21 protein-coding genes are annotated in these 24,260 nt (G+C 51.6%); 11 read left to right on the plus strand and 10 right to left on the minus strand.

The genetic code is table 11. From position 1 onward, the window contains the following. Positions 1 to 2: 2 nt before the first annotated feature. Together IX84_RS23220 and IX84_RS23225 are read left to right on the plus strand one after the other, a co-directional pair. Positions 3 to 1,310 carry a metal ABC transporter permease gene (locus IX84_RS23220; protein WP_044226488.1) on the plus strand — a complete coding sequence of 436 codons (1,308 nt, stop codon included), beginning with the start codon at positions 3 to 5 and terminating at the stop codon, positions 1,308 to 1,310. Further along, the gene (locus IX84_RS23225; RefSeq protein ID WP_044226490.1) at positions 1,307 to 2,209 is read left to right on the plus strand and encodes a metal ABC transporter permease; all 903 of its coding nucleotides are present in this window, start codon (positions 1,307 to 1,309) and stop codon (positions 2,207 to 2,209) included. The genes IX84_RS23220 and IX84_RS23225 overlap by 4 nt, the downstream gene beginning before the upstream one ends. Here the strand turns inward: IX84_RS23225 and IX84_RS23230 are convergent. Beyond that, complete coding sequence (locus IX84_RS23230; protein WP_044226491.1) at positions 2,194 to 2,622, minus strand: hypothetical protein; 429 nt, start codon at positions 2,620 to 2,622, stop codon at positions 2,194 to 2,196. The genes IX84_RS23225 and IX84_RS23230 overlap by 16 nt on opposite strands. A gap of 107 nt (positions 2,623 to 2,729) precedes the next feature. Between IX84_RS23230 and IX84_RS23235 the strand changes: the two genes are divergently transcribed. Further along, positions 2,730 to 4,583, plus strand: a complete 1,854-nt coding sequence (locus tag IX84_RS23235) for a PAS domain-containing sensor histidine kinase (RefSeq protein ID WP_044226493.1) — start codon at positions 2,730 to 2,732, stop codon at positions 4,581 to 4,583. After that, entirely contained in the window at positions 4,580 to 5,422 is an 843-nt protein-coding gene (prmC, locus tag IX84_RS23240) for a peptide chain release factor N(5)-glutamine methyltransferase (protein WP_044226496.1), read from the plus strand. The genes IX84_RS23235 and prmC overlap by 4 nt, the downstream gene beginning before the upstream one ends. Here prmC and mqnB read toward each other — a convergent pair. The 5 genes from mqnB to IX84_RS33595 all read right to left on the minus strand — a co-directional run bounded on the left by mqnB (position 5,419) and on the right by IX84_RS33595 (position 9,543). Beyond that, positions 5,419 to 6,108 (minus strand): futalosine hydrolase, encoded by a 690-nt coding sequence (mqnB, locus tag IX84_RS23245; protein ID WP_044226497.1) that lies wholly within the window; start codon positions 6,106 to 6,108, stop codon positions 5,419 to 5,421. The genes prmC and mqnB overlap by 4 nt on opposite strands. 13 nt (positions 6,109 to 6,121) lie before the next feature. Continuing rightward, positions 6,122 to 6,931: a hypothetical protein gene (locus tag IX84_RS23250; RefSeq protein ID WP_044226500.1), complete on the minus strand. Its 810-nt coding sequence runs from the start codon at positions 6,929 to 6,931 to the stop codon at positions 6,122 to 6,124. 102 nt (positions 6,932 to 7,033) lie between these two features. Next, positions 7,034 to 8,149: a TolB-like translocation protein gene (locus IX84_RS23255; RefSeq protein WP_044226501.1), complete on the minus strand. Its 1,116-nt coding sequence runs from the start codon at positions 8,147 to 8,149 to the stop codon at positions 7,034 to 7,036. Between the two features lie 95 nt (positions 8,150 to 8,244). Beyond that, positions 8,245 to 9,321, minus strand: a complete 1,077-nt coding sequence (locus tag IX84_RS23260) for a redoxin family protein (protein WP_044226503.1) — start codon at positions 9,319 to 9,321, stop codon at positions 8,245 to 8,247. 54 nt (positions 9,322 to 9,375) lie between these two features. Next, positions 9,376 to 9,543: a hypothetical protein gene (locus tag IX84_RS33595; protein WP_160213898.1), complete on the minus strand. Its 168-nt coding sequence runs from the start codon at positions 9,541 to 9,543 to the stop codon at positions 9,376 to 9,378. Between the two features lie 133 nt (positions 9,544 to 9,676). Between IX84_RS33595 and lipB the strand changes: the two genes are divergently transcribed. The 4 genes from lipB (at position 9,677) to IX84_RS23280 (ending at position 14,107) form a co-directional block, all read left to right on the plus strand. After that, complete coding sequence (lipB, locus tag IX84_RS23265; protein ID WP_044226505.1) at positions 9,677 to 10,429, plus strand: lipoyl(octanoyl) transferase LipB; 753 nt, start codon at positions 9,677 to 9,679, stop codon at positions 10,427 to 10,429. 39 nt (positions 10,430 to 10,468) lie between these two features. Beyond that, a complete protein-coding gene (locus IX84_RS23270) occupies positions 10,469 to 10,891 on the plus strand; it encodes a hypothetical protein (protein ID WP_238578331.1) in 423 nt (140 codons plus the stop codon). Between the two features lie 4 nt (positions 10,892 to 10,895). Beyond that, the gene (locus IX84_RS23275) at positions 10,896 to 11,432 is read left to right on the plus strand and encodes an acyl-CoA thioesterase (protein WP_044226507.1); all 537 of its coding nucleotides are present in this window, start codon (positions 10,896 to 10,898) and stop codon (positions 11,430 to 11,432) included. A 113-nt stretch (positions 11,433 to 11,545) separates the two neighbouring features. Then, complete coding sequence (locus IX84_RS23280) at positions 11,546 to 14,107, plus strand: VPS10 domain-containing protein (RefSeq protein WP_160213900.1); 2,562 nt, start codon at positions 11,546 to 11,548, stop codon at positions 14,105 to 14,107. Between the two features lie 68 nt (positions 14,108 to 14,175). Here the strand turns inward: IX84_RS23280 and IX84_RS32630 are convergent, their stop codons facing one another. The 4 genes from IX84_RS32630 to IX84_RS23300 form a co-directional block, all read right to left on the minus strand. Beyond that, positions 14,176 to 16,857, minus strand: coding sequence for an SDR family NAD(P)-dependent oxidoreductase (locus tag IX84_RS32630; RefSeq protein WP_081968904.1), 2,682 nt, complete (start codon positions 16,855 to 16,857; stop codon positions 14,176 to 14,178). A gap of 108 nt (positions 16,858 to 16,965) precedes the next feature. Then, complete coding sequence (locus IX84_RS23290) at positions 16,966 to 18,309, minus strand: TlpA disulfide reductase family protein (protein ID WP_044226512.1); 1,344 nt, start codon at positions 18,307 to 18,309, stop codon at positions 16,966 to 16,968. 112 nt (positions 18,310 to 18,421) lie between these two features. Further along, a complete protein-coding gene (locus IX84_RS23295; protein WP_044226515.1) occupies positions 18,422 to 18,949 on the minus strand; it encodes a hypothetical protein in 528 nt (175 codons plus the stop codon). A 12-nt stretch (positions 18,950 to 18,961) separates the two neighbouring features. Further along, complete coding sequence (locus IX84_RS23300) at positions 18,962 to 20,392, minus strand: dicarboxylate/amino acid:cation symporter (protein WP_044227204.1); 1,431 nt, start codon at positions 20,390 to 20,392, stop codon at positions 18,962 to 18,964. Positions 20,393 to 20,477: 85 nt separating this feature from the next. Here IX84_RS23300 and hemE point away from each other — a divergent pair, with 85 nt between their 5' ends. The 3 genes from hemE (at position 20,478) to IX84_RS23315 (ending at position 22,935) form a co-directional block, all read left to right on the plus strand. Beyond that, complete coding sequence (hemE, locus tag IX84_RS23305; RefSeq protein WP_044226518.1) at positions 20,478 to 21,509, plus strand: uroporphyrinogen decarboxylase; 1,032 nt, start codon at positions 20,478 to 20,480, stop codon at positions 21,507 to 21,509. Positions 21,510 to 21,737: 228 nt separating this feature from the next. Beyond that, complete coding sequence (gene accD, locus IX84_RS23310; protein WP_044226521.1) at positions 21,738 to 22,616, plus strand: acetyl-CoA carboxylase, carboxyltransferase subunit beta; 879 nt, start codon at positions 21,738 to 21,740, stop codon at positions 22,614 to 22,616. Beyond that, positions 22,603 to 22,935 carry a cupin domain-containing protein gene (locus IX84_RS23315; RefSeq protein ID WP_044226524.1) on the plus strand — a complete coding sequence of 111 codons (333 nt, stop codon included), beginning with the start codon at positions 22,603 to 22,605 and terminating at the stop codon, positions 22,933 to 22,935. The genes accD and IX84_RS23315 overlap by 14 nt, the downstream gene beginning before the upstream one ends. Positions 22,936 to 24,260: the final 1,325 nt, after the last annotated feature.

The following is a 24,260-nucleotide window of genomic DNA, read 5'->3' on the forward strand; positions in this document are numbered from 1 at the left end:
CTATGAGTGACTTTTTCACCTTTTCTGATCCGAATGTACGCCTGGTCACTGCCGGCACCATCCTGCTGGGTATTAGTGCGGCTATTGTAGGCACTTTCACCTTTTTGCGCAAGCGGGCGCTGGTGGGCGATGCCATAGCCCACGCTATTTTGCCGGGCGTATGCCTGTCGTTTATGATCACAGGAGAAAAACATCCGGCCTACCTTCTGGTCGGAGCAGTTCTTGCAGGCTGGCTATCTCTGCTTGTGATGGACTACTTGTCTTCCCGAACGAAGCTGAGTACGGACACTGCGATAGGGGCGGTCCTGAGTGTGTTTTTCGGAGCAGGCATTCTCCTGCTTACGTCCATACAGCATTCCGGCAGTGCCAATCAGGCTGGGCTGGACCAGTTTCTTTTTGGAAAGGCTGCCGCCATGACCCAAAGGGACATTTGGGTTTTCAGTGGGGTAGCGGTGGTGCTGCTGGGGTTGGTCCTGGCTTTTTTTCGTTCCTTCAAGCTCATCTCCTTTGATCCGGCTTTCGCCAAAAGTATCGGGCTGCCCGTACGCAGGCTGGAGTTTTTGCTGTCTACAATTACCGTGCTGGCTGTGGCTACCGGTATACAGGCAGTGGGCGTAGTGCTGATGGCAGCACTGCTGATTACGCCAGCTGCAGCTGCCCGCTTCTGGACCGACCGGATTCAGGTGATGATATTGCTGGCTGCAGCATTTGGATTGCTTTCGGGCCTGTTTGGCTCCTGGATTTCTTACACAGCGCCTTCTATGCCTACCGGGCCCTGGATTGTAGTGCTGCTTTCCATGATTGCCGTGGTTTCGGTGGTGGTCGCCCCAAAGCGTGGGATCTGGGCCAGGCTTCGGCTTCAGCGAAGCAACGCCCGAAAAATCCGGCAGGAGAATATCCTGAAAGCCTTCTACGGTATTGGCGAAGCCGCGGATGCACCTGTTGCTACTGTAGCCGTGGATATGCTTCGGCAACAGCGTCCCTTTGAAGACATCGCTCTGCAGCTGGGGCTTCGGGAATTGGTAAAAAAAGGGCTCCTCCATAAACACAAGCCCGGTTCCTACGCTCTCACGCCCACAGGGCTACAGGAGAGCCGCCGGGTCGTCCGCCTCCACCGGCTGTGGGAATTATACCTTACCGAACGGATGAACTACGCTGCCGACCACGTACACAATACCGCAGAGGCTATTGAGCATGTGATTACACCTGAGGTGGAAGCCGCGCTGCTCAGAGAGCTGGACCATCCCATCCTGGACCCGCACGATGCAGTCATTCCATATCAGAACCCTTCAAAACCTTCTGCTTCATGAATGCCTTTTGGATCATTTTGACCGGTGCGCTCGTGGCAACAAGTTGCGGACTCCTTGGCACTTTCCTCATTCTCCGAAAAATGGCCATGGTAGGAGATGCGATTTCCCATGCGGTGCTGCCCGGGATTGTGATTGCCTATCTTTTATCAGAATCCCGGGATGTCTTGCCTATGCTCATTGGTGCAGCTGCACTTGGCGTGCTCACGACTTTCATGATTGAATTTCTTTATCAGAAAGCCCGTTTGCAGATTGATGCTTCTATTGGCATTACTTTCACCTGGCTATTTGCCATCGGCATTATTTTGATTTCGCTCTATGCCGGGCAGGTTGACCTTGATCAGGACTGTGTTCTGTACGGGGAAATTGCCTACGTGCCACTTGACTTGTGGATTACGGAAAGCGGCCGTTTACTTGGGCCACGGCCGGTCTGGATCTTAAGTGGGGTGCTGGCTCTGATTCTACTCATCATCATACTCGGCTACCGCGGGCTAAAGATTACGACTTTCGACCCCGAGTACGCTGCGGCTGTTGGGATTTCCACGGTATTTTGGCACTATCTCCTGATGAGCGCAGTCTCCGTTACTACAGTAGTTGCTTTCGAATCAGTGGGTGCTATTCTTGTGGTTGCTTTTCTGATTGTGCCTCCGGCAACTGCTTATTTACTTACTGAAAAACTACACAATATGCTCCTGCTTACCGTTGGGCTCGGTATTCTCACCGCAGTCAGCGGATACTACCTTGCCGTATGGATTGATGGGTCTGTAGCAGGGGCCATGGCAGTCAGCTCTGGTGTTTTTCTGCTTTTGGCAGTATTGTTTTCTCCGTCCACCGGCGTACTCACGCAGCGTTTTCGCCAACAGGCAATCCCGGTACCTGCGCAAGGTTACAAAGAACGGTAAATGAGATAGAGCAATAAGATCAACAGCGGTATGCCTGCCGTAGCTGCTGAGAGATAAAGGAAATAGCTTGCTGCCTCTGCGCCACCGACAAATGAGGCCTCCTGCTGATTGAACACAAAAGACCAATTGCCAGCTAATCCATAACTCAGCACCCCCCAGAGTAAGCTGAGCGTGAGGGCGCCCAGAGACGCTATGTAGAAAACACCTATCCGGGGGTCTTTTTCCCGATTGTGCTTGTGAAACAGGCCGAGCAATTGCGCGGTTGGCAGCGCAACAAGACCCGCCCATGCTATACCGTTGCCCAATGGCAGACCAAAAGGGCCAGGCCAATTCAGTACCGGGTGGCCTGAATACAAGAGCAGGGCAGTGATCAGGACCAGCCCCCAAAGAGCGTAAACAGCTACCTTTCGCATTATCCGAAGTTGTCAGAAATTAGAAAAAATCAATTATATTGCATTCGGATTCAGACGGATGAATATAGCCTCCGTTGTCCTTCTTTCTCCCGCAAATATGCACGAAAATGTTAGAAGAGCAGATTTTAGTTGACGCTATCGCGGCAAAAGTACTAGAAAGCGACAATATCTACATTATTGCTACAGACCTGCAGGGAAAGTACACTTATCTCAATCATCACTTTTGCGAAAAATTTAACGTAGATCCGGAAAAAGCTATTGGCAAAGATTCCATGCTTTCGATAGTTGGCGAAGACCGGATTGCCTGTATTGCTATGGTGCAGGAGTGTCTGGCAAACCCGGGCGAAAGTGTGATTGGCCAATTACGCAAACCATTAGAAACAGATACGGGTACAATGGTTTCGCTCTGGGAGTTTCAGGCTGTGGTAGATGAAGCCGGGATGCCTGTACAGGTCCTGTGCATTGGCTACGACCTGAGCCCTCACAAAAAACTGGAAAGAGAGGTCGAGTTTAAAAGCCGGCTGCTGGATACTATAGGGCAGGCAGCGATGGCATTTGATTTGCAAGGTGTCGTGACCTACTGGAACAAAGCCGCCGAAAGAATCTATGGCTACAGCCGGGAGGAGATGCTCGGACGGCAGATCAATATTACAGTGCATGAAGAAAAGCCGGATGATACAGAAGCTGCCCGGTCGGCACTAATGGCGGGCAAAACATGGGGCGGTGAACAAATCCATAAAGACAAATCAGGGCGTATTTTCCCGGTTAAAGTCATCGACAGCCCTATTGTCAATGACGTTGGGCAAACCGTAGGCGTTATTGCGACTGTGCAGGATATATCGGAAGAGAAAGCACATCAGGAAAGCATAAAATGGCATCAAGAGCAGTTGGGTAAGCTGATGCAAAATGTACCGGGAGCGGTATTCCAAATGGAACTGACACCGGACGGCAGATTGTATTTTCCATACATCAGCCGGGAAATCAACCGCCTGCAGCACACACTGACGCCGGAACTCCTCAGGGAGTCTGCAGAACCGGGCTTCGAAGCTATTCATAAAGATGATGTACAGCAGCTGAGGGCTGCAATTGCCAATGCCGCCAACGGAGACCTGAGTGAGCTGAATATAGAATACCGGGTTAAATCAGAGCAGCCTGGGCAGCACCGGTGGAACAGGCTGCGGGCACGCCCTGAGCTCAAAGCTGATGGCGGATTGGTATGGTACGGGATTTTCGAGGATGTGACCGAGCAGAAATCGGCTGCTGTAGCGCACCAGAATTTACTCCGCACTGCGACCAACCAAAACAAACGGCTCAAAGATTTTTCCTTCATGGTTTCCCATAACATCCGGTCGTCTGTAGCCAATATTATGGGGCTACTGGAAATGGTCCGCTCAGAACCCTCTAATGAGGAGTACCTCAATATGATGGAATTGACAGTCAACCGGCTCAACAATACCATCTCCAACGTCAATGAGCTGCTGAACTTTGAACAGAGCCTTGATATGACAACCTGGGTGCCGTGCAATCTGCTGGAGACCATTACTCGTGTCATTGAGCTCAATAACGAAAGTATCTTCCGGGAAGGCATTCAATTTCTGGTGGGCGTGCCCGATGACCTGTACGTTCAATCTGTACCGGCTTACCTGGATAGCATATTTCACAATCTGGTCACCAATGCCATTAAATATGGCACCACTAAACGCAAGAAAACCGTAGATATCATCGGCGTGCAGGAAGGGAGTCAGATCGTGGTACGGGTCCGGGATTATGGCATCGGTATTGACCTGGACCGCTACGGGGATAAAATTTTCAAACTGGGCGGGCGCCTGCATCAGGATAGCCGGGGTGAAGGCCTGGGGCTGTTTATGACCAAACAGCAGGTGGAAGCCCTCGGCGGCTCTATTGAAGTACAAAGCGAGCCGGGCCTGGGCTCTACATTTATCCTTACCTTTGTGCAATGAAAATTGCCAATGCTTACCGGGGGCTTGTCCGTCAGATTACCGCCGTATACGATGAACGGGAGGCCCGCAACATCGCCCGTTTGGTTTTCGAGGATGCTTTCGGAGTCCGTAACCTGAACCGGGATGATGGCCTTCCACCAGAGCAAGTGTTCAAGCTGCAGGAGATTACACAAAGGCTAACCGATGGTGAGCCCTTGCAGTACGTCCTCGGGCAGGCTGATTTTTACGGGCTGAAATTCAGGGTTACACGGGATACACTTATCCCGAGAGCAGAAACGGAAGAACTGGTCTACGAAATATTGCAGGACCATCCCGCAGGACCGGTACGCTCCGCTTTGGATATAGGCACCGGCACTGGCTGTATTCCGCTTACCCTTAAGCACCACCGCCCAAATTGGTCAGTCGAAGGGCTGGATGTTAGTCAGAGCGCACTGAAGGTCGCACGCCAAAATGCAGCTCAGCTGGGAACCGCTGTCAATTTTCTGCAGGCCGATATTCTGGACGAAGGAAACTGGCCCCAATTCCCTGTTTATGATATCATCGTCAGCAACCCGCCCTACATCCCGCCCTCGGAAGCAAAGCTGATGCCCCAATACGTACTTGAGCACGAACCTCATCTGGCGCTATTCACCGCTACCGAAGACTCGCTGGTCTTTTACGAAGCCATTGCCCGCTTTGCGAAAATCCATCTTTCCTCGGGTGGTATGCTTTACTATGAGCTTAATGAATTCAATGGAGCTGAGGTGCTTAAAATTATTGAAGGCCAGCGCTTTGCAGAGGCCGGGCTCAAGAAGGACATGAGTGGCAAAATCCGGATGCTAAGCGCTGTGAAAAGCTAATAGCTGGTAAAAAGCGATTGCAGCAGTTCAATAAGTGTTTTATTCAGTACCGAGAGTGCTTCTTCCACTTTCCAGTTGTCCCGGTTGCGCGGCTCCACAAAGTTGGAAACGGAACGGATTTCCAGAAATGGTACTTTCTCCATCAGGCAGGCGTAGAAGAAAGCGGCGCCTTCCATAGACTCGATCTCCGCATCCGGATATTGTTGCCTCAATTGCTCAATGGAAGCCGCTGATCCATGCACCCGGTTGACGCTAATGCCATGTGCCTGAGGCAGAAAGTCAAACTCCTGCGCGTGCTGATTAGGCATACGCCCCTGCTCGTCAAAGGGAGGCTGCCCCTTTTCGATGAGCCCCATTTCATGGACGGAGGTAAAGCGCCCGTCCGCTTCTTCCACTCCCAGGTCCGCAAAACGTTCTGTTACCACCTGTACCACACTGCCCGGACTGAACTTAGCAGACAGAGAGCCTGCAATACCGGCATTGATCACGAGGTTCCATTCCTCCAGTGCCAGCACCCGCCCCAGGGCATAACCGGTAAGCGGCAGGCCCACACCGGTAATTAAAAGAGCTACTTTGACATCCCCTTTTTGAAATTGATGCTCAGCCGTCTGTACAAATGCAGATTGTAAGTGAGCGCGGAGAGCCGCGATTTCGAATGGCGTGGCAGCGACGATAAGTATATTCAAAGCAATAGCGTTTTTAGAACTGATAGTGAATGCCCCCGGCGGGTGAGAAGCCGAGGATTTCGTGATAACCGGAAGCTACATCAAACCAGAGCCGGTCTGCAATTTGGTAGCCAATACCCATTGTCACCGTTGCCGGGTGCGTAGCAGCGCCAAACCGCAGGTAAAAAGGATCGGCAACCTGGTATTCGATACCGATTTTAGTGCGTACCGGATAGTCAATATCTTTTTCTGCTTCCACCAAAATGGATACCTGCCCGGAAGGCGTATACCGTGCGCCAACACTGAGAACGGTAGGCAGAAAGGCTCCATTGGCTTCCTCCACCCGCGCCGGGCTGTTGATATGGGCTGCAAATTCCAGTTGTGGCAATGCCTGATATTGCAGTCCAAGGGCGAAGGTCAAAGCCAGCCGGCTGCCATACTCTTCAATTTGGGTGTTCAGCGCCAGAAATTGCCCGCCAATGGAAAGGTTTTCAGCCAACGGGCGTGCATAGGCAAGCCCTATACGCTGCTCGTTATAGCCTTCAAACCCAAAGTGCTGCACGCCCAACCCGAAATTGCCCGCATTGGTAGGCAAAGCCACTGCAAAGGAATAGGCGCCCAACTCTTCAAGGAGAAACCGCTGTTCTCCAAAAGCAGCTACCGAAGTGCGGTCAAGATTGGCGATACCGGCTGCGTTACTAAATACCGCGTGGACATCATGGAAGGTCAGGCCGGTAAAGCCCATTCCAATGCCCCGGGCGCCCCCCGGTGGAGGTGTACCATTCTGCCCCAAAAGAGAAGAAATGGCTAATAATGCAGCGAACAGGGTCAGTAGGTACTTCATAGGGTGCTTTTCAGGCCCTAAAATTAAGATTTAATACGGGAAAGCCGGTATAACCCCAAAAGGATATACCGGCTTTCCATAACTGCAGAAAGGCTGTCTTTATTAATCCTGCCACTCCGCAAGGAACACATTGGTATCGCGCGTGCCCCCGTTATTGCGGTTAGAAGAGAAAACCAGGTATTTGCCGTCGTAGGAAAACATCGGGAAGGCATCGAAGGTCTTATCGAAAGTCACCTGCTTCAGCCCGGTACCATCGAGATTGATGGAAAAGATGTTGAACTGCCGCCCACCTTCTACATGGTGATTAGTCGAGAACAACAGTTTTTCACCGGAAGGGTGGAAATAAGGAGCCCAGTTTGCACCGCCAAGGTCGGTAATCTGCTGCATGTCTGAGCCATCAACGTTGCACACGAAAATTTCCATCTCGGTAGGCTGTACCACACCTTGTGCCAGCAAAGCCTTGTAAGTGGCCTGCTCTTCTTCCGTTTTTGGACGGGAGGCCCGGAAGATGAGCTTGGTCCCATCCGGAGAGAAGAATGCACCACCATCGTAGCCTAGCTCATCTGTTACCTGTGTCAGCTCAGAACCATCTGTGTTTATTGTCCAGAGTTCCAGGTCGCCCGAGCGGGTAGAAGTGAAGACAATTTTGGAGCCATCCGGGCTCAGGGTCGCTTCAGCGTCGTAGCCGGGATGATCCGTGAGCTGCTGCTTGATATTGCCCTCAAGGTCTGCCACAAAGATGTCATAGCTTTCGTAAATCGGCCAAACGTACTTGCCATTGACAACGGGAGGGGATTCCGGGCATTCGTCTCCTCCAAGGTGAGTGGAGGCGTAGAGAATGGTGGTATCGCCCGGCATGAAGTAAGAACAGGTGGTCCGGCCCTTGCCTGTGCTGAGCATAGGAGGGCGCTCGCCGGTATAGCCGCTTAGGGGCATGTAGAAGATCTGGTCGCAGGGGGCGTCCCATGCCTCATTGGCTGCCTGAAAGACAAGCTTGGAATTGTCGAAGCTAAAGTAAGCCTCAGCGTTATCGCCGCCAAAGGTGAGTTGGCGGAGGTTTTTCAGGTTGGCTTCCTGCTCATAGCGCAGGGTGTCAGCAACTGAAGCGTTTTCGGAAGTACCCGCCTCGTCCTGAGTGGTTTGATCAGTGGACCCGGCGCCTCCGCATGCGGAAAGCAGCAACAAGACAGCGAGGAGTCCAAAGAGTTGGATTTTCATGCTCAATTTTTCCTGCAAAGATACTCGCCAGACTGAATTCTCAAAATGTAGCCTCATCGCCAATGCGTCATCAAATGGTCATAGTATCCCTATACTTAATCCCGGGGGTTAGCGTCCAGGTTGAGATCGCCAACTTTGATGGCTTTCCATTGCAGGGACTGCAGGCTGCCTGGAGTAAGTATGGCCTGGTTGAGGTTGCCGTTATACACTTCATCAAACGGGTCTTCCGGATTTTGAAAGTCATAATCTGCAGGAATAACAATCCAGGAGGGTTGTTCTCCAAAGTCACTATCAATGCTCAAAATCAATTTGCGAATCCGGATTTGATCCAGGAGGCTGACTCCTCCGCTACGGTTAGCATCTGCGGCGAGGAGGCGCTCGGGATCGGTAATGGGCTGAACACCAAGGATATGCTGGCTCAGCAAGATCAGGTCTAGGGTGCTTACCCCATTGGTAGGGTTAATATCTTTGGTAGCCCGGAGGGTGTAGGATTGTCCCGGCATGACCTGCAGGTTAAAGCTGTAAGAGCCGGTGCTGTTGGTCTGCGCTACTATAGAGTCCAACTCTGTAATCTCCAGCGACATGCCAGCTACCCCGTCATTTTGGGGGTCCACAGCGCTTCCGTTATTCGCCAGACTAACCAAGGGGCGCTGAGCACCTGTTGCCTCAATGGCAGCATCCACTTCCATAAGGGTGGCGGACTGATTAGGCCCTCTTGGATCATAATCGACGGTGCCGTCGGGAGCGATGACCACGAATGTGGGGGTGCCCAGAAAAAAGCCGTAGGTGCCATTTTGGTAGGGAGCGGTGGCGGCGAGGCTGCCGCCAGCCGGGCTTGCGCCGGGATAAGTAATGCCATGGTTGGCTTTGTAATTATTGACTTGGTTGTCTGTGTCATTGCCCAGTATGCTCAGGCTGATAAAAACAACATCGTTACTGCCGCCGCCCCACTCCTGATTGAGTTGCTCTGTGGCACTGGCGATGGCATTACAGGGCGGGCAGGAAGTAAAGAACAACTTGAGCACTACCGTTTTCCCATGATCGAGGTAATCCGCGTAGAGCTGATGGCTGTTGCCCTGACTATCAGTAATGTTAAAATCAGGAGCAGGCTGCGCAAGAAGGACCGGATAGCTGAAAAGAAAAAGGCAGGTGGCAAGCAGATAGGTTCGCATATTATCAGTGGTTTTTATCAGATGATGCTGTTGCTATATTCAAGGCTGGATAAATCATTTTTGCAGTTTTTGGCTCTCCATGATATTTCCATTGATGTTGATGATCATTTTGGAGCCTTCAAAATGTATACGAAGCTCGTTCGTATAAGTTAGCATCAGGGTGCCTTCTTTTTCGGCCAGCAGTTCGTCGTTCAGAAACAGTTTGCCTTCAAAGGCGTGCAACCGGATGACTGACCGGTCAATGGATAATTCAGGCTCAAAGATAGGCAGCTAAAGGACTAAATATCAGAATAATGCCCGGAAAAACTTGATTTATGCCCTAATCCCGTTACCTTTGCGGCACATTTTGAAAAGCATGCAGAAAGTTGTATTTCAAGACTTGGGGCGCATCCGCTATCAGGAAGCGTGGGACCTACAGGAAGCGCGCTTGCAGGAAGTTGTCGGGCGCAAACTCCACAACCGGTCTCAGCGCAAAGCTGATAAGCCTGAGATTCCACAGTCACACTATCTGCTGTTTTGTGAGCATCCCCCGGTCTACACCCTGGGCAAAAGCGGTTCTCTGGAGCATCTTTTACTTTCGGAAGCTGATCTGAAAGCGCAGGGCTTTGAGTTTTTTAAGATCAACCGGGGTGGGGATATCACCTACCACGGTCCAGGCCAGATTGTTGGCTATCCTATTTTTGATCTGGATGAATTCTTTACCGATATCCACAAATATGTCCGCTATCTGGAGGAAACCGTAATCCTTACCCTTGCATCTTACGGTATTACCGGTATGCGGGAGGAAGGGTATACCGGCGTTTGGCTTGAGGCAACAGCGCAAAAGCCTAAGCGAAAGATTTGTGCGATCGGTGTCCATCTTAAGCGGTGGGTGACGATGCATGGCTTCGCATTCAATGTCAATACCAACCTTAGCCACTTTGAGCACATCATACCCTGCGGTATAGCCGATGATGACAAAGCGGTCACTTCCATGGAAGCAGAGTTGGGGTACACGGTGGATATTGAAGAAGTCAAGACAAAATTAAGAACCACCTTTGCACAGCTCTTTGAATACGAATATGCGGATGCCAGGGCTATGAAACAGCCCACAACGAAAACCCATTAAAAACCCCAGTTGCTGAATCCTATGAAATCCTATAACGGTATGACCGACCCAACTATGATAAAAGATATTCCTAACCTGAAAGTGGAGGACGTAGCCATCGCTGTGGCACCTCGGGCAGCCCAAACCACAGAAGAAGAACTTTGGGACAGCTATCTGATTAATCTAAAAGAGGAGCCGATCTCCAATGTGCTGATCAACAGCCGTGGCTACGGCGAGCTTGACGGCGAGAAGATGAAAACCACCGTGCTGCGCCATTTCTTTGAAGAAATCGGCCCACTGCAGATCGTAAAGATTGAGCCTATTCAGGTCAAACTCTTTGACCTGACTAACGAATACTGGATCAGCTTTACCTACAAAGGGCATATGTACGACAAGAAGTACGTCTTCGTCAAAGGCAGCATTCAGGAGAACAACTTCACCACCATCCCCTTTATCAACCTCAAAGGGGTAATGATCCGATAATAGCATGAGCGAACGCAAAGCCAAACGGGTAAGCGAATCCCGTACCGTAATGACGGAAATGGTCATGCCTAACGATACCAATCCGATGGGCAACCTTATGGGCGGGAACCTCCTGCGCTGGATGGATATTGTATCCGGTATTTGTTCGGGCAAGCATTGCGAAGCGCATGTGGTGACGGCATCTGTTGACCATGTGTCTTTTCAAAAGCCCATTATGGTTGGGGATGTGGTTACACTGGAGGCTTCTGTCACCCGTGCGTTCCGTACCTCTGTGGAAGTCTACGTGGAGGTTTTCGCGAACAATATTAAGGGTGGAGACGCCCGGCGGTGCAATCATGCCTATTATACCTTTGTCGGCCTTGATGACGATCACGAGCCCATACCCGTCCCGCCTGTACTGGCACTTACAGAGATTGAGCAGCAGCGCTACGACAGCGCGCCCCGCCGCCGGGAAGTGCGCCTGATCCTAAGTGGCCGGATGAAGCCAGAGCAATCCACGGAAATCCGCTCTTTCTTTGACGATATGCCACGGCATCAGTAGGCCTGCATTCTGTCTGAATGGTGCCAAACACGTTTTTTTTCAGCTCATCGCAACCAACTTTAACCGGCAGATGCTGTACCTTTCCAGTAACAACAATCTGCCGTATGAAAAACATGCTCTTTCTTGCCGCGTTATCCCTATGCTTGTGGGGATGCGGGCAGGATAATGACTCCGGTCCTTCCTCCTTTGACGCCAGGCATCAGCCCTCAGAGGACTTCTTCCTTAAACGCTCTTATCCGGATGACCATTTCAACCTTAAAGGGTATGAAAAAGCCCTTTCCAAAGCCAGGGCAGCGCTGCAATTGCGGTCGGGGGCTTTTCCCGGCTTCGATCAGCCCTGGACAGTCAGAGGCCCGGGGAATCTTGGTGCCCGCATCAATACTATTGCTGTACACCCTCAGGATGATGGGACCATTTATATTGGCTTTTCCAGAGGAGGCGTTTGGAAGACCACCGATGACGGAGCCTCCTGGGCTCCCATTTTTGACGATCAGCCCTTCCTGGCTATTGGCGATATCGAAATAGACCCCACCGATCCTGAGCGCGTATACGTAGCTACCGGCGATCCGAATATCAGCTCGCACCCCGGGATAGGGGATGGCTTGTACCGAAGCGAAGACGGCGGGCAAACCTGGGAAAAGCTCGGGCTACAGGCACAACGCATCCTGCCGCGCATCCTCGTCCACCCTGATCAACCCGATATCCTAACGGTAGCGGCGATGGGGCTTCCTTTTGAACGCAATACCCAGCGTGGCATTTATCAGTCTATAGATGGTGGGGCGACGTGGACTCAAACCCTGTTCATCAGTGATCAGGCGGGCGCCATTGATTTGGTGCGCCATCCTACCAATCCGGAGGTGCTCTATGCCAGTGGCTGGGACAGGATCCGGAGCAATACCGAGAGCCTGGTTACCGGGCCTGGCGCAAAAGTGTTCCGGTCTACCGATGGCGGACTGACCTGGGAAATGCTCTCCGGAGGGCTCCCTATGGAACCTACCGGACGAGTGGGGCTGGCCGTTACCCCTGCCGCGCCCGAAAATATCTATGCCATGTACGTAGGACTGAATAGCCAGTTGCAAGGCATTTATAAATCGGAAGACGAAGGGGATACGTGGAGCCTGATTACCGAAAATTTGGGCATCAATGGCTTGCCTACAGACGCTCTGGGAGGCTTTGGCTGGTACTTTGGCAAGCTCCGGGTAAGCCCGGTTTCCGAAGACGATATCTTTCTGCTTGGCGTAGACCTGTGGCGGTCGCCGGATGGTGGCGCAAACTGGGCGATGGCGTCCCCTCCCTGGTTTATCTACGAAGTCCATGCCGATAAGCACGACCTGGTGTTTGACAGTCAGGAAAATATCCTGCTGGCTACCGATGGTGGGCTGTACCGTTCGGATTACAGCGCCCTTAACTGGGAAGATATGGAACGTATACCCACCAGTCAGTACTACCGGATAGCCTGGAACCCTCACCGGCCCGATTGGGTGTACGGCGGGGCTCAGGACAATGGAACGTCTGGTGGGCCCAATCTCGAATTCGAATGGCCCCGCATTTACGGTGGTGATGGCTTTCAGACGGCTTTCCGTCCGGATTTGCCGCAGGTGATTTACGCAGAGACTCAAAGAGGGAACATCGTGGGCTCTTCTGACGAAGGGCAGTCCTGGTTTAGTGCCACTGAAGGGATTATCCCTACTGACCGCCGGGACTGGGATATGCCTTACATCATCAGTCCTCATGATCCGGATGTGATGTACACCGGCACCTTCAGGGTTTACCAAAGTACGGCTGGCGTTGTTCCGCAGTGGGCCCCCATAAGTGAAGACCTGACAGATGGATTGATGCTCCATCCCCGCTATCATGCTATCACGAGCATTCAGGAGTCGGCGGTGGTTGAAGGGCGATTGTATGTGGGCACAGTAGACGCCAACGTCTGGCGTTCTGATGATGCCGGTGGGCAGTGGGCCAACATCAGCGCCGGGCTTCCGGAGCGTTATGTAACGAGTGTGAAGCCCTCCCCTGATTTCGAAGACTACGTTTATGCGGCTCATTCCGGCTACAAGGACAATGATTTCATCCCTCACCTGCACCGGAGCACGGATGCCGGGCAAACCTGGGAAGATATTTCCGGAGACCTGCCGCCTTTGGCCGTCAATGACGTATACATTTTGCCGGGTCATCAGGATTCTATCCTTTTCGCAGGTACTGACGGAGGGGTGTATGGCACTATGAATGCCGGTATGCAGTGGGAGAGGCTTGGGGCCGATCTTCCATTCGTTCCGGTATACGACTTGGAATACGACAGCATCAACAACCGCTTGCTGGTGGGGACATTTGCCCGCTCTATTCTTTCCTATCCGCTTGACTCCCTGATTATTGAACAGGAAATGGAAGACACCACGGTGGTTCAGGTTAATGAACTGGAACTTCAATCTGCACTGGAAGCTCATCCGAATCCGGCCACGGCATTTGTCAACCTTTCTTTCTCAAATATTTATCCCGGGCGGGCCTATGAAATTGCTATTCTGAATGCTAGCGGGCAGCTGGTAGAGTTGATGAAAGGGCAGCAGCAGGGTAGGGCTGTTCATCAGATTGACATTCAAAGCTGGCCTGCCGGCTGGTACGTCGCAAAAGTGAAAATGCACCAACAGATCCATCAGGTCAAATTTCTGAAGCAATAGTATGAAGCAGACAGGGCTTCGATGGTCATCATCGAAGCCCTGTAACTCATTTCCAATTATTTAGGCGTTTACTCCTCTTCTTCATACCGGTCTCTGCCGGAACGATCGATGATCGTACTGCTGGCTTGCTGCGTACCCTGCAGGACCACATCAAGAATATTGACATGTGCCGGCTGGTTAACGATGAAATAGATGGATTCTGCCACATCATGGCTGGCCAGAGGCTTAAAGTCCTCATAGATACGAGCACGGCTTTCGTCCCCATCGAAGCGAACGAGAGCAAACTCCGTTTCTTCCACATGAGCAGGGCTCACCATACCTACACGCACACCGTGCTTGTGCAAATCCATACGCATAGCTTTTGTCAGGCCATCCACACCAAACTTAGTAGCGTTGTAGACATTTCCGTTGGGGTAGGCTTCCTTACCTGCCGTTGAGCAGACATTTATGATGTGCCCTGTGCCGCGTGCGACCATACCCGGAGCCACGAGGCGCGTCATATACAGCAGCCCCTTTAGGTTCGTATCGATCATCTCTTCCCAGTGGCGGAGCTCCCCTTCATGCACAGGAGCCAGCCCTTTAGCTTTCCCGGCATTATTGATAAGGATATCAATCTCTGCCCATTGCCCGCTCAGTTGATGGAGTGCGGCTTCACATTCCTGCTCGCTGCGTACATCAAAAGTCAGGGGCATTACTTCTGCTTCAAATTGCTCCGTAAGCTGTGAGCGGAAGAGGTCCAGGCGTTCCCTGCGCCGTCCGGTGATAATTACGCGATAGCCTTTTTCTGCAAACAGAGAAGCTGTTGCCTTGCCGATACCGGAAGTCGCCCCGGTTATCAAGACGGTCTGATCGACCTTTGGGCGGGGTGGGGGCGGGGGGGTAGCCGGGCGGGCAGCGAGCTGCCCCTCTAGGTCATTGACCGTTTCTTCTTTTTCCCGGAGCAACTGTTCGAGTTGTACAATACTGTCCTTAAGTGCTTCAATTGCGCTCATATTGACGGTACCTGAAGCCGATGTGGAGGTTTGCTTTTCGTGTGTATTCCCTTCTGCCTGAGCGGCGGCAATAGCAAAGGCTTCGTCATTTTCAGCCGTCTTTAGTTCCGGATTGATCTGAATAGCTTTCTGATAAGCATCTGCTGCTTTCCGGTATTCGCCCAGCTGATGGTATACCAGTGCCATATCGTAGTACGCAAAAGGGTGGAAAGCATTGACTTTCAGGGTTTTCTTGAAATACTTCACTGCTTTTTCGGGCTTGCCAAGCGCTTCATTCAGGAGTAGTGCATACTGGTACAGCGCATCGTAGTTGCTTCTGTCCTGCTTCGCCGCTTTCCTGAAGTATTTGGCCGCTTCGGCACGCTCCTCTTCAAAGTGAGCGGCAGTAATCATGCCCAGACGGTAGTACACATTTGGGTAATCTTCATCCACATCAAGCAGCATCAGATAATGGCTGCGGGCCGATTCAAAGTCGCCCTCCAGCTCTTCCAGTTCTCCAAGCAAAAACAGGGCATCGGTGTTTTCCGGGTCCAGCTCAATAACCGGCAACAGCTCTTCACGGGCGGAATGGTAATCCTTGCGGGACCGGGCGAGCATCAACGCATAATGGTAGCGCAGGGTGGCATTATCAGGTTGTGCTTCAATGGCATCAGCCATAGTTTGCAGCCCATCCTCCACCTGCCCGTTGTTGAGCAGGCTTAGGGCACGCTCAATGCGGTCCTGATCCTGTATTTCGGTTGAAACTTCCTCCTCAGGACTGGTTTCTTCAGCCACAGGCTCGAAGATTTCTTCATGATCCTGCTCACCAGATTGTTGCCAGTACTCCGAGCCATCTTCCATATCAGCAGCCTTGGATTGAGTTTCTGTCTCTTCATCTTCCGGGCTAAACCCGGTTTCCGGTTCAGGAGTAGGAGTATCAGCGACAATATCTTCGTCTTCCTGCTCATTGGATTCAGGGGCCTCTGCAGGCACATCCTCCACAGGTTCGTCCATTTCCGGACTGACGTTGCTTTCGCTTTGTTCCGGGTAGAGTTTGTCAATGCCCGGGATGTTGGCGATGATTTCAGGGTCGGGATCCGGCTCTGCTTCGGTTTCCACTTCAAGGGCTTCCGGCTCCGGTGCGGTGGGTTCCGGCTGCGGAACAGGAGGATTGAAGCCCGTTTTGAAGGAAGTCCAGCTGGCTTCGTCTTCTGTGAAAATGAAAAATTGCTGGTAGGCATTAGCCTTGAACTGAGGCAAGATCAGGTAGTTCATACTGCGGAGCAAGCGGAGGAATTCACCCACTTCACTCGACACTTCCCGCATTACCTTGAGGTGCGTATTGAAATGGTCTTCATCCAGCTCGTTCATCTGCCGCTTTTGTCGCCGCAGGTCCAGGTACTGGTCCTGCCAGTAGTTGATATACTGAATAATATCGCTCACCCGTTCAAAATCGGTATGTACAGCTTTTTTCTGCCCTGTAGCCGGATCTTCGGTTATGCCGTCAATGATGATCGGCAGAATATCATGCCGCTTTTCCTGCAGCAGCTTCAGCCCACGGCTCATGCATTGAGCTGATTTGAGGTAATTGTCGCTAATGAAAAGCAAAATAGGGTCTGACTGCCCAAGCAACTGATCAGTTAGGAAGTTGTTATCCGTTGACCGGTTGCAGGAATAATGGTGAAAGGTGTAAGCAGAGGCAGACAAATGTTCCTGAACTTCTGCAACAGTAGACTCATTATCAGCGCAGTAGGCCAGTGCAATACTATTCGTACTCATGATTGTTGATGATTTTTGGGTGTTATGCTTAGCAGTTTGACGGACCTGCCTGCCTGGCCGTGGCTTCACGGGCAGACAGGAATAAATGATACAATTTTTCTCTGTTACTCACTCCAGCAGGCTAGCTATAAATGTATTAAATTCTTTTCTGAAATCCACATAGGCAGAGGTAGCAGGGCCATTGAAACCGGTATGTATACGCTCTACTTCTCCGTTTTTGTTGATGATAATCATCGTGGGATAGGCAATGACCTCGGAGAGCATCGGTAGTGCTGCTGCCGCTGCTAATTTGTCAGCAGGCCCGGCGAGTGCGATCTCGTACCCCGGATTGAGATGGTCTTTAAAACGCCGGATGGCCGCCATAGCCTTTTCCGGGTCTTCGTAGCGTTCAAAAGCAAGGCCGATAACCTCCAGGTCAGCCTGCGGATGGTTTTCCAGGTATGCTTTCAGGAATTCCGTTTCGTCCCGGCAGTTGGGGCACCAGGTCCCAAGCAATTGTACAATGACCACCTTGCCCTCATACCGGGCATCCGGGAACCGTAGGGTGTCGCCGGAAGGGGTAGGGAAGGCAAATTCAAGAGTGGAGTAGCCTGCTTTGAGCCCGGTCAGGCTGTCGGGGTCGGCCAAGGTCGCCTCTGAATCTTTTTTTGCCGTCCAAAGGGTCTGAAAGTGCTTACCGGAACGGAAAGAGCCCAACAAACTGCCATCTTCCCGGATCCGGGCTTCAAACATAAAGGCATGAGCCCCGTCAAAACAGCTGAGGTAGACTTTGTCAGCCTGTACACTACCTTCCAAAAAGCGGTAATCGCCCGTTTCGGTCATAAAAGTGCCGGTCAAAGCATTCCCATCCTGCTTTAGCTCAGCAACAGCGGGGTACTGCTCGCTTTCACCTCCCTCCACGCCAAAGGTAACTGCCCACTTGCCGCTCAGGTCCGTTTTGGGCGTTTTGCGCAGCGTGGTGAAACGATGCCCTTTGCCGTGATAGCCCTTGAAGGGGATACGATAGTCCTCGCCCCGGTTGTTGACGATCCATTCGCCCTCCATGACATCTTCTTCATAGATGGCTTCGATGCGGGAATCATAGACCGGGAAATTGATCACGATGGTATCTTTTGCAGTAGACCGGTCCAGCCCAATTGTAATATCATCTACCCGGAACCGCTCCGCTCCGTTGATCAGCTCGATGTAGAAGTCGGTGTCATTGGTATACACGACTTCAAAATTGAAGGGCAGTTCGCCATTGGTCACTTCTTCGAATTCCAGGTTGAGCTTTTCCGGCAGTGGCTCTCCATCGGGATTAGGGGTTACCAGGTTGGGCTCCAACTCCAGTACACCACGCCATGGGCCGGGAGGCAATGCCGAAAATTCGTTTTCGACAACGATACAGCCAGTCTGCTGGAATAGCGAAGCGGCAAGCAAAAGCACAGCGATGAGCCGGAAAGCGTTGTTCATGCAATATTCAGATTTGCGGGTTCTAATACTATACTCCATAATCGGTCAAAAGATGCATTTTTAAGGCTCAAATGTGAATTTTTCCATTTTGTTGCCTTAAGTTTCCTCCGATTTAGGATTTTGTTCCTTTAAAATGGTCTTCCTTGTACTTGAACAGCACATTGAAGCTGGTCAGGCTGCCGTAGATACGGGTGATGTACTGCTGCAGATTGACTTTTTCTTCATCGTTCAGATTGCTGCTGTTAATGCGTTGTTCCATTACGCGCAAGCGGTCGCGGACCATCACGATTTTATGGAAGAAACTCTCGATGGGCATCTCCTTGGCTTTTGCCGGATCGCCCGGCTCCAGTATGAGTTTCCCGCCTTCCCAGCGGTTGCCCAGCTCTGTGATTTCCTGTAAATCTGAAAAATTGCGCAGGACTTTGATCAGGGACTTTTCGATTTCATTGAAGGAGACCCCTTCCTCAGCCGGGACCGCATCAATGATTTCCCATTTATCGTATTCCTTACCGACCTGTTTGATGCCATAAACCATGAAGCATACATCGTAGGCCACTTTGTGCAATCGGATGACGACGCCATCACCGTAAGCCGGGTGCTTGACCCGGGAGCCAATTCCAAGCAATTGTTGTTCAGCCATGGGTATTTAGAATTATACAGTTTCAAGTTCTTCCAGCCGTTTCACATCCAGTTCGCCTTCCGTTTGGGCAATCAGGGTGGAAACTGTTGCATCTCCGGTCACATTTACCACCGTCCGGCACATATCCAGGATGCGGTCCACCGGAAAGATGATTGCAATCCATGCGGGATTAAGCCCTACGGACTGCAGCACCACGATCATCATAACCAGCCCTGCACTCGGTACTGCGGCTGAGCCTATGGAAGCCAGCGTGGCGGTGAGCACGATCGTCAGTTGCTGCCCCAGGGTAAGGTCTACCAGGTGCATCTGCGCCAAAAAGACCACCGCAATAGCCTGGTAAAGGCTCGTGCCATCCATATTAACGGTTGCGCCAATGGGCAGTACGAAGTTGGTGACATTTTGGGAGACTCCGATGTTGTCCCGGACACATTCCATCGTCACGGGTAGCGTTGCCGCACTGGAGCTCGTTGAAAAAGCCAGAAACTGCGCCGGGCTAATTCGCCGGAAGAAACCGCTGTAGGATAATTTCTTCACAAAGAAGGAAGCAACCAGAGGGTAAAAGATAAAGATCATAAACAGAAGACCGATCAGTACGGCTATGGAATAACTGAGCAGGCCTTTAAAGATTTCGATAACCTCTGCCGGCGTACTGGCCATTTTGGAAATCACCCCTGCCATAAGAGCAAAAACGAAAAATGGGGCGGCCTCCATCACCACTTCCACCATTTTGAGGAAGACTTCATTGACTCCATCTATTAGCTGTCGTACCGGTTGTGCCTTTTCCTGAGGGATGAGCAACAACATAATGCCAAAGAAAATCCCAAAGAAGATAACTTGCAGCATTCGGCCTGAATCGGTCAGTGCTGCGAAGATGTTATCGGGCACAAAGTCCACCAAAAACTGCAGCGGGCCGGCTTCTTTAAATTGCTCAGCGGCTTTCATCCGGGCTTCTACGCCTTCGTCGCTCATTTCAGTTTTCATGGCAGCTTCTGCCTCAGCAACGAGATCCGCATACTCTGGCTTGGAAAGGTAGCGCTCTCCGTCCAGTATACGTCCACCGGGGGTGCTTTCTGCCCATAATTCGTACTTGAGCCGGTTCTTGACCCGCTGCCCTTCATCGATGTAGTCACCTGGCTGGAACAGGTTGACGACCACCAGACCTACGGTAACCGCTGCTACCGTGGTAACAACATAGGCCACCAGGGTCTTTGCCCCCATTCTGCCCAGCTTTGCAGGATCAGGAAGCCCTGCGACGCCGCCAATGATGGAAAACAATACCAGTGGTACAGCGATAAATTTCAACAAGCGGATAAATATGGTGCCAAAGGGGTCAATCCAGTTTTGTGTAAAACTATTCCATCCCAGTGAACTGGAAACGAGAGAGTAAATGATACCGGCAATAAGACCGATGATGATTTTCCAGTGCAGCGGTAAATTTTTTATCATAATCGTGTAAGGTCAGGTAGTTGAAGCCCCCAAATTAGACATTTTATAGCAAGCAAAATAAAAATTTGGCTAAGTTTGCCGCATGAGCACAAAGAATGACCTCTTTCTAAGAACCGCCCGTGGAGAGGCGGTGGAACGCCCGCCGGTATGGCTAATGCGGCAGGCAGGGCGCATCCTGCCACAGTACCGCGCCATCCGCAACCGGCTTTCCGGCTTTAAAGAATTGGTGGAAACACCGGAGCTTGCCGCCGAAGTGACCATTCAGCCGGTAGATGAGCTCAATGTGGACGCTGCGATCATCTTTTCTGATATTCTGGTTATCCCCGAGGCGATGGGGCTGACCTATGAAATGGTAGAGAAACGCGGGCCGCTTTTTCCGGAAGTGATCAAAAGCGAGGCGGACGTTCAAAAGCTGACAAGCGGTGCCGACGCAGCGGCTGAACTGCAGTACGTTTACGATGCCGTGGCGCTCACACGGCAGCAACTGGACGGCCGGGTGCCCCTCATCGGATTCTCGGGCGCGCCCTGGACACTGCTGGCTTATATGGTGGAAGGCAGTGGCAGCAAGACGTTTTCAAAAGCCAAGAAGCTACTCTATACAGACCCAAAGCTCGCCCATCAATTGCTGGAGAAGATTTCGGAAACCGTCATTGCTTACCTCAAACTGAAGGTCGAAAGCGGCGCGCAGCTCGTGCAGGTATTCGACTCCTGGGCGGGTATTCTTAGCCCGGCGCAGTACCGGGAGTTTGCGTTGCCTTATATAAAGGTGATCGCAGAATCCATTACCGATGTTCCCGTTACTGTATTTTCGAAGGGCGCCTGGTTTGTCTACGAAGACCTTGGGCAGGTGGATTGTCAGGTAGTTGGGCTGGACTGGAACACGCCCCCTGAGCTTGCCCGTGAATGGGTAGGCCCTGACAAAGTATTGCAGGGCAACCTGGACCCTTGTCAGTTGTACGCGCCGCCCGAGGAAGTGGCGAAGGCAGCTGTAGCCATGCTGGACCGCTATGGCAGGGGGCATATTGCTAACCTGGGGCATGGCGTTTATCCGGATACGCCTCTTGAAGGTGTTAAGGCATTTGTCAACGCTGTCCGGGCCTATCAGTACAAATAAGTATCTGGTTTTTTATTAGATTTGCCCCCGTGCGCATTATTTTGGATGCGTTTTTACGACAGGCAAAGCCGGATAAACAGGCTTTTTATGATCGTATACCGCTGAGAATCAATACACTGCCTGTTTGCGGCATGGTGCTTTTACCGTTGCTCAACAGTGGTGCGACCCCCGAAAACCTTTTGTGTTGCTGTTACAGCGAAAAATAATCATCATCCAAAAAGCAACTGAATGGGCTGGTTTAAACGACTCAAAGATGGCATTCAAACCGCCACACGAAATAAAAAGGACACCCCTGAAGGACTGTGGTACAAATGCCGGCGCTGCAAGGAAACGTCTACCGTTAAGGAATTGAAGGACAACTTCTTCAAATGCCCGCATTGCAACTTCCATGTCCGTCTGCGTTCCTACGATTACTTCGGCCTGATTTTCGATGGGCAGTACGAGGAGCTGTATGAAGATTTGCGCTCTAAGGACTTTCTGAACTTTACTGACCTCAAGCCCTATACCGAGCGGTTGGAGGATGCTAAAGACAAAACTGGCCTCACGGATGCGGTAGCTGTAGCGAAAGGAAAAGTCAACCGCCGTTCTCTGGTGATTGCGGCGATGGATTTCAAGTTTATCGGCGGGTCTATGGGCTCCGTAGTGGGGGAAAAGATCGCGCTTGCGATTGACCACTGTATCGAGCACCGCATTCCTTTTTTGATGATTTCCAAGTCAGGTGGTGCCCGTATGATGGAGTCGGCATTTTCGCTGATGCAAATGGCGAAGACTTCGGCTAAGCTTACCCAACTGGCGAGGGCTAAAGTGCCTTATTTCTCTTTGATGACGGATCCGACCACGGGTGGTGTAACAGCTTCTTTTGCCATGCTTGGCGATATCAATTTTGCGGAGCCGGAAGCACTGATTGGTTTTGCGGGCCCCAGGGTCATTAAAGAGACCATCAAAAAGGAGTTGCCGGAAGGCTTCCAAACTTCGGAGTTCCTTTTAGAGCATGGCTTCCTGGATTTCATCGTGGACCGCAAGGATTTGAAAGAGGTGATTTCCGACCTGCTGTATTTCTTTGAAAAACCACCTGCCAACCCGGTTACTGAAGATGAGCAGCAATAGTTTCCTACGCCTGAAGGAAGATATCCTTGAAAAGGAGCTGGTGCCCGGTTTCAATGCGCGCCTGATTCATACGGATGAGGTGACCATCGGTCATGTACAAGCTCAAAAGGGGAGTGTCCTGCCTGAGCATCAGCACCCGCATCAGCAGGTTACCAACGTGATCTCCGGGAAGTTGTCGATGACCGTGGACGGTAAAACAAAGATCTGTGAAGCCGGAGATGCTGTGGTGATTCCCGGTAACACCCCACATTCAGCGGAGGCGCTTACGGATTGTTACCTGATTGATGTTTTTCACCCGGTGCGGGAGGATTATAAGTAGGCTTGGGCTGGGATTGTGCTGTTTTCTTTTTGATTTTATACTTGTCCTGACGCACATTCCGCACCTATGGCGCGGAGCTAGTGCTATGCCTTAGGTTTACCCACATTGTGCCCCTAATGGGGCATTGAAATGGCATAGCTGAGTTGAACACCAAGCAGTGCTTATTTTCAATTCGCTTTTTAAACTCAAGGGAAACTTTTCAAGTCCCGTTAGGGACTGTATGTTGGTAACCTCCAATCTGCAACCGCTTTCCCCGCGCCGTAGGTGCGGAATGTGCCTTTGTCGAAAGGTCTGGTGCTAAGCATGAGTAAGGTGGTGGAGTTCTTACCGTAATCGCCTGCAGCAGCGTCCAGCAGCTCACATTTCGCACCTACGGCGCGAGGCCGTGCGACACTTTATAGTTACCGACATTTTGCCCCTAAAGGGGCATTGGGGCGGGCAGCGCTCGGCCACAGCTAAACCATAGCGGCTCTAGTCTAAGCCCTCTTTTGGAACTCAGGGAACAAGTATTGAAGGCCTTGATGTCCCGCCAAGGACCGTCCGTAGCCCCCCTAATCCTATTGCCGCTTTCCCGTGCTGCCGGCTTTTTGTCCAGTAATACTCTTTTACTTTCTGATGAGACATGAAGGCAAAGCCCCAAAGCTCCGCTAGGAGCTGTATGTGGGTAACCACCAATCTGCTGCCGCTTCCCCGCGCCGTAGGTGCGGCATGTGCCTTCGTTGGAGTTCAGATCTATGAAGGATTAATCAACAGAGCCATATGGCATAGTGCGTTGAGCAAATCACATTCCGCACCTAATGGCGCGGAGCTATTGCGATGTCTTGGGGTTACCCACATTTTGCCCCTAACGGGGCATCGCGCTGTTAGCGTTTTGTCATACCGAAGGGTAGTGGGGGTTATGGCCAGTGCGCCTTTTTGCTCAGGCGAACGTGTAGGCACTCCATTGAAGTCCCTTTAGGGACTGTATGTGGGTAACCCTAATCTGCCTATCGCTTTCCCCGCGCCGTAGGTGCGGCATGTGCCTCCCACAAAGGCCTGCTATCAACAGAGCCTTGTTTATCGTGTAGACGCCTTGAGCAAATCACATTCCGCACCTAACGGCGCGGAGCCATTGCGGTTCCCTTGGAGTTACCCATATTTTGCCCCTAGCGGGGCATTGCGCTGGTGGAGTTTCGTCATGCCGAAGGGTAGCGGGGGCTACGGTTAGTGCGTTTTTTTGCTCAGGCGAACGTGTAGGCAACCCCTTGTAGTCCCGTTAGGGACTGTATGTGGGTAACCCCAATCTGCTATCGCTTTCCCGCGCTGTAGGTGCGGAATGTGCCTCG

This window comes from Phaeodactylibacter xiamenensis (assembly GCF_000759025.1).
GTDB classification, from domain to species: Bacteria; Bacteroidota; Bacteroidia; order Chitinophagales; family Saprospiraceae; genus Phaeodactylibacter; species Phaeodactylibacter xiamenensis.

Excerpts from the sequence above, each read along its gene's own strand:
- IX84_RS32630 (WP_081968904.1), bottom strand. The coding sequence starts at position 16,857 with ATGAGTACGAATAGTATTGCACTGGCCTACTGCGCTGATAATGAGTCT.
- IX84_RS23250 (WP_044226500.1), bottom strand. The coding sequence starts at position 6,931 with ATGAAGTACCTACTGACCCTGTTCGCTGCATTATTAGCCATTTCTTCT.
- IX84_RS23220 (WP_044226488.1), top strand. The coding sequence starts at position 3 with ATGAGTGACTTTTTCACCTTTTCTGATCCGAATGTACGCCTGGTCACT.
- IX84_RS23260 (WP_044226503.1), bottom strand. The coding sequence starts at position 9,321 with ATGCGAACCTATCTGCTTGCCACCTGCCTTTTTCTTTTCAGCTATCCG.
- lipB (WP_044226505.1), top strand. The coding sequence starts at position 9,677 with ATGCAGAAAGTTGTATTTCAAGACTTGGGGCGCATCCGCTATCAGGAA.
- IX84_RS23225 (WP_044226490.1), top strand. The coding sequence starts at position 1,307 with ATGAATGCCTTTTGGATCATTTTGACCGGTGCGCTCGTGGCAACAAGT.
- IX84_RS23290 (WP_044226512.1), bottom strand. The coding sequence starts at position 18,309 with ATGAACAACGCTTTCCGGCTCATCGCTGTGCTTTTGCTTGCCGCTTCG.
- IX84_RS23275 (WP_044226507.1), top strand. The coding sequence starts at position 10,896 with ATGAGCGAACGCAAAGCCAAACGGGTAAGCGAATCCCGTACCGTAATG.
- IX84_RS23235 (WP_044226493.1), top strand. The coding sequence starts at position 2,730 with ATGTTAGAAGAGCAGATTTTAGTTGACGCTATCGCGGCAAAAGTACTA.
- IX84_RS23230 (WP_044226491.1), bottom strand. The coding sequence starts at position 2,622 with ATGCGAAAGGTAGCTGTTTACGCTCTTTGGGGGCTGGTCCTGATCACT.
- IX84_RS23270 (WP_238578331.1), top strand. The coding sequence starts at position 10,469 with ATGACCGACCCAACTATGATAAAAGATATTCCTAACCTGAAAGTGGAG.
- accD (WP_044226521.1), top strand. The coding sequence starts at position 21,738 with ATGGGCTGGTTTAAACGACTCAAAGATGGCATTCAAACCGCCACACGA.
- IX84_RS23315 (WP_044226524.1), top strand. The coding sequence starts at position 22,603 with ATGAGCAGCAATAGTTTCCTACGCCTGAAGGAAGATATCCTTGAAAAG.
- hemE (WP_044226518.1), top strand. The coding sequence starts at position 20,478 with ATGAGCACAAAGAATGACCTCTTTCTAAGAACCGCCCGTGGAGAGGCG.
- IX84_RS23295 (WP_044226515.1), bottom strand. The coding sequence starts at position 18,949 with ATGGCTGAACAACAATTGCTTGGAATTGGCTCCCGGGTCAAGCACCCG.
- prmC (WP_044226496.1), top strand. The coding sequence starts at position 4,580 with ATGAAAATTGCCAATGCTTACCGGGGGCTTGTCCGTCAGATTACCGCC.
- IX84_RS23280 (WP_160213900.1), top strand. The coding sequence starts at position 11,546 with ATGCTCTTTCTTGCCGCGTTATCCCTATGCTTGTGGGGATGCGGGCAG.
- IX84_RS23255 (WP_044226501.1), bottom strand. The coding sequence starts at position 8,149 with ATGAAAATCCAACTCTTTGGACTCCTCGCTGTCTTGTTGCTGCTTTCC.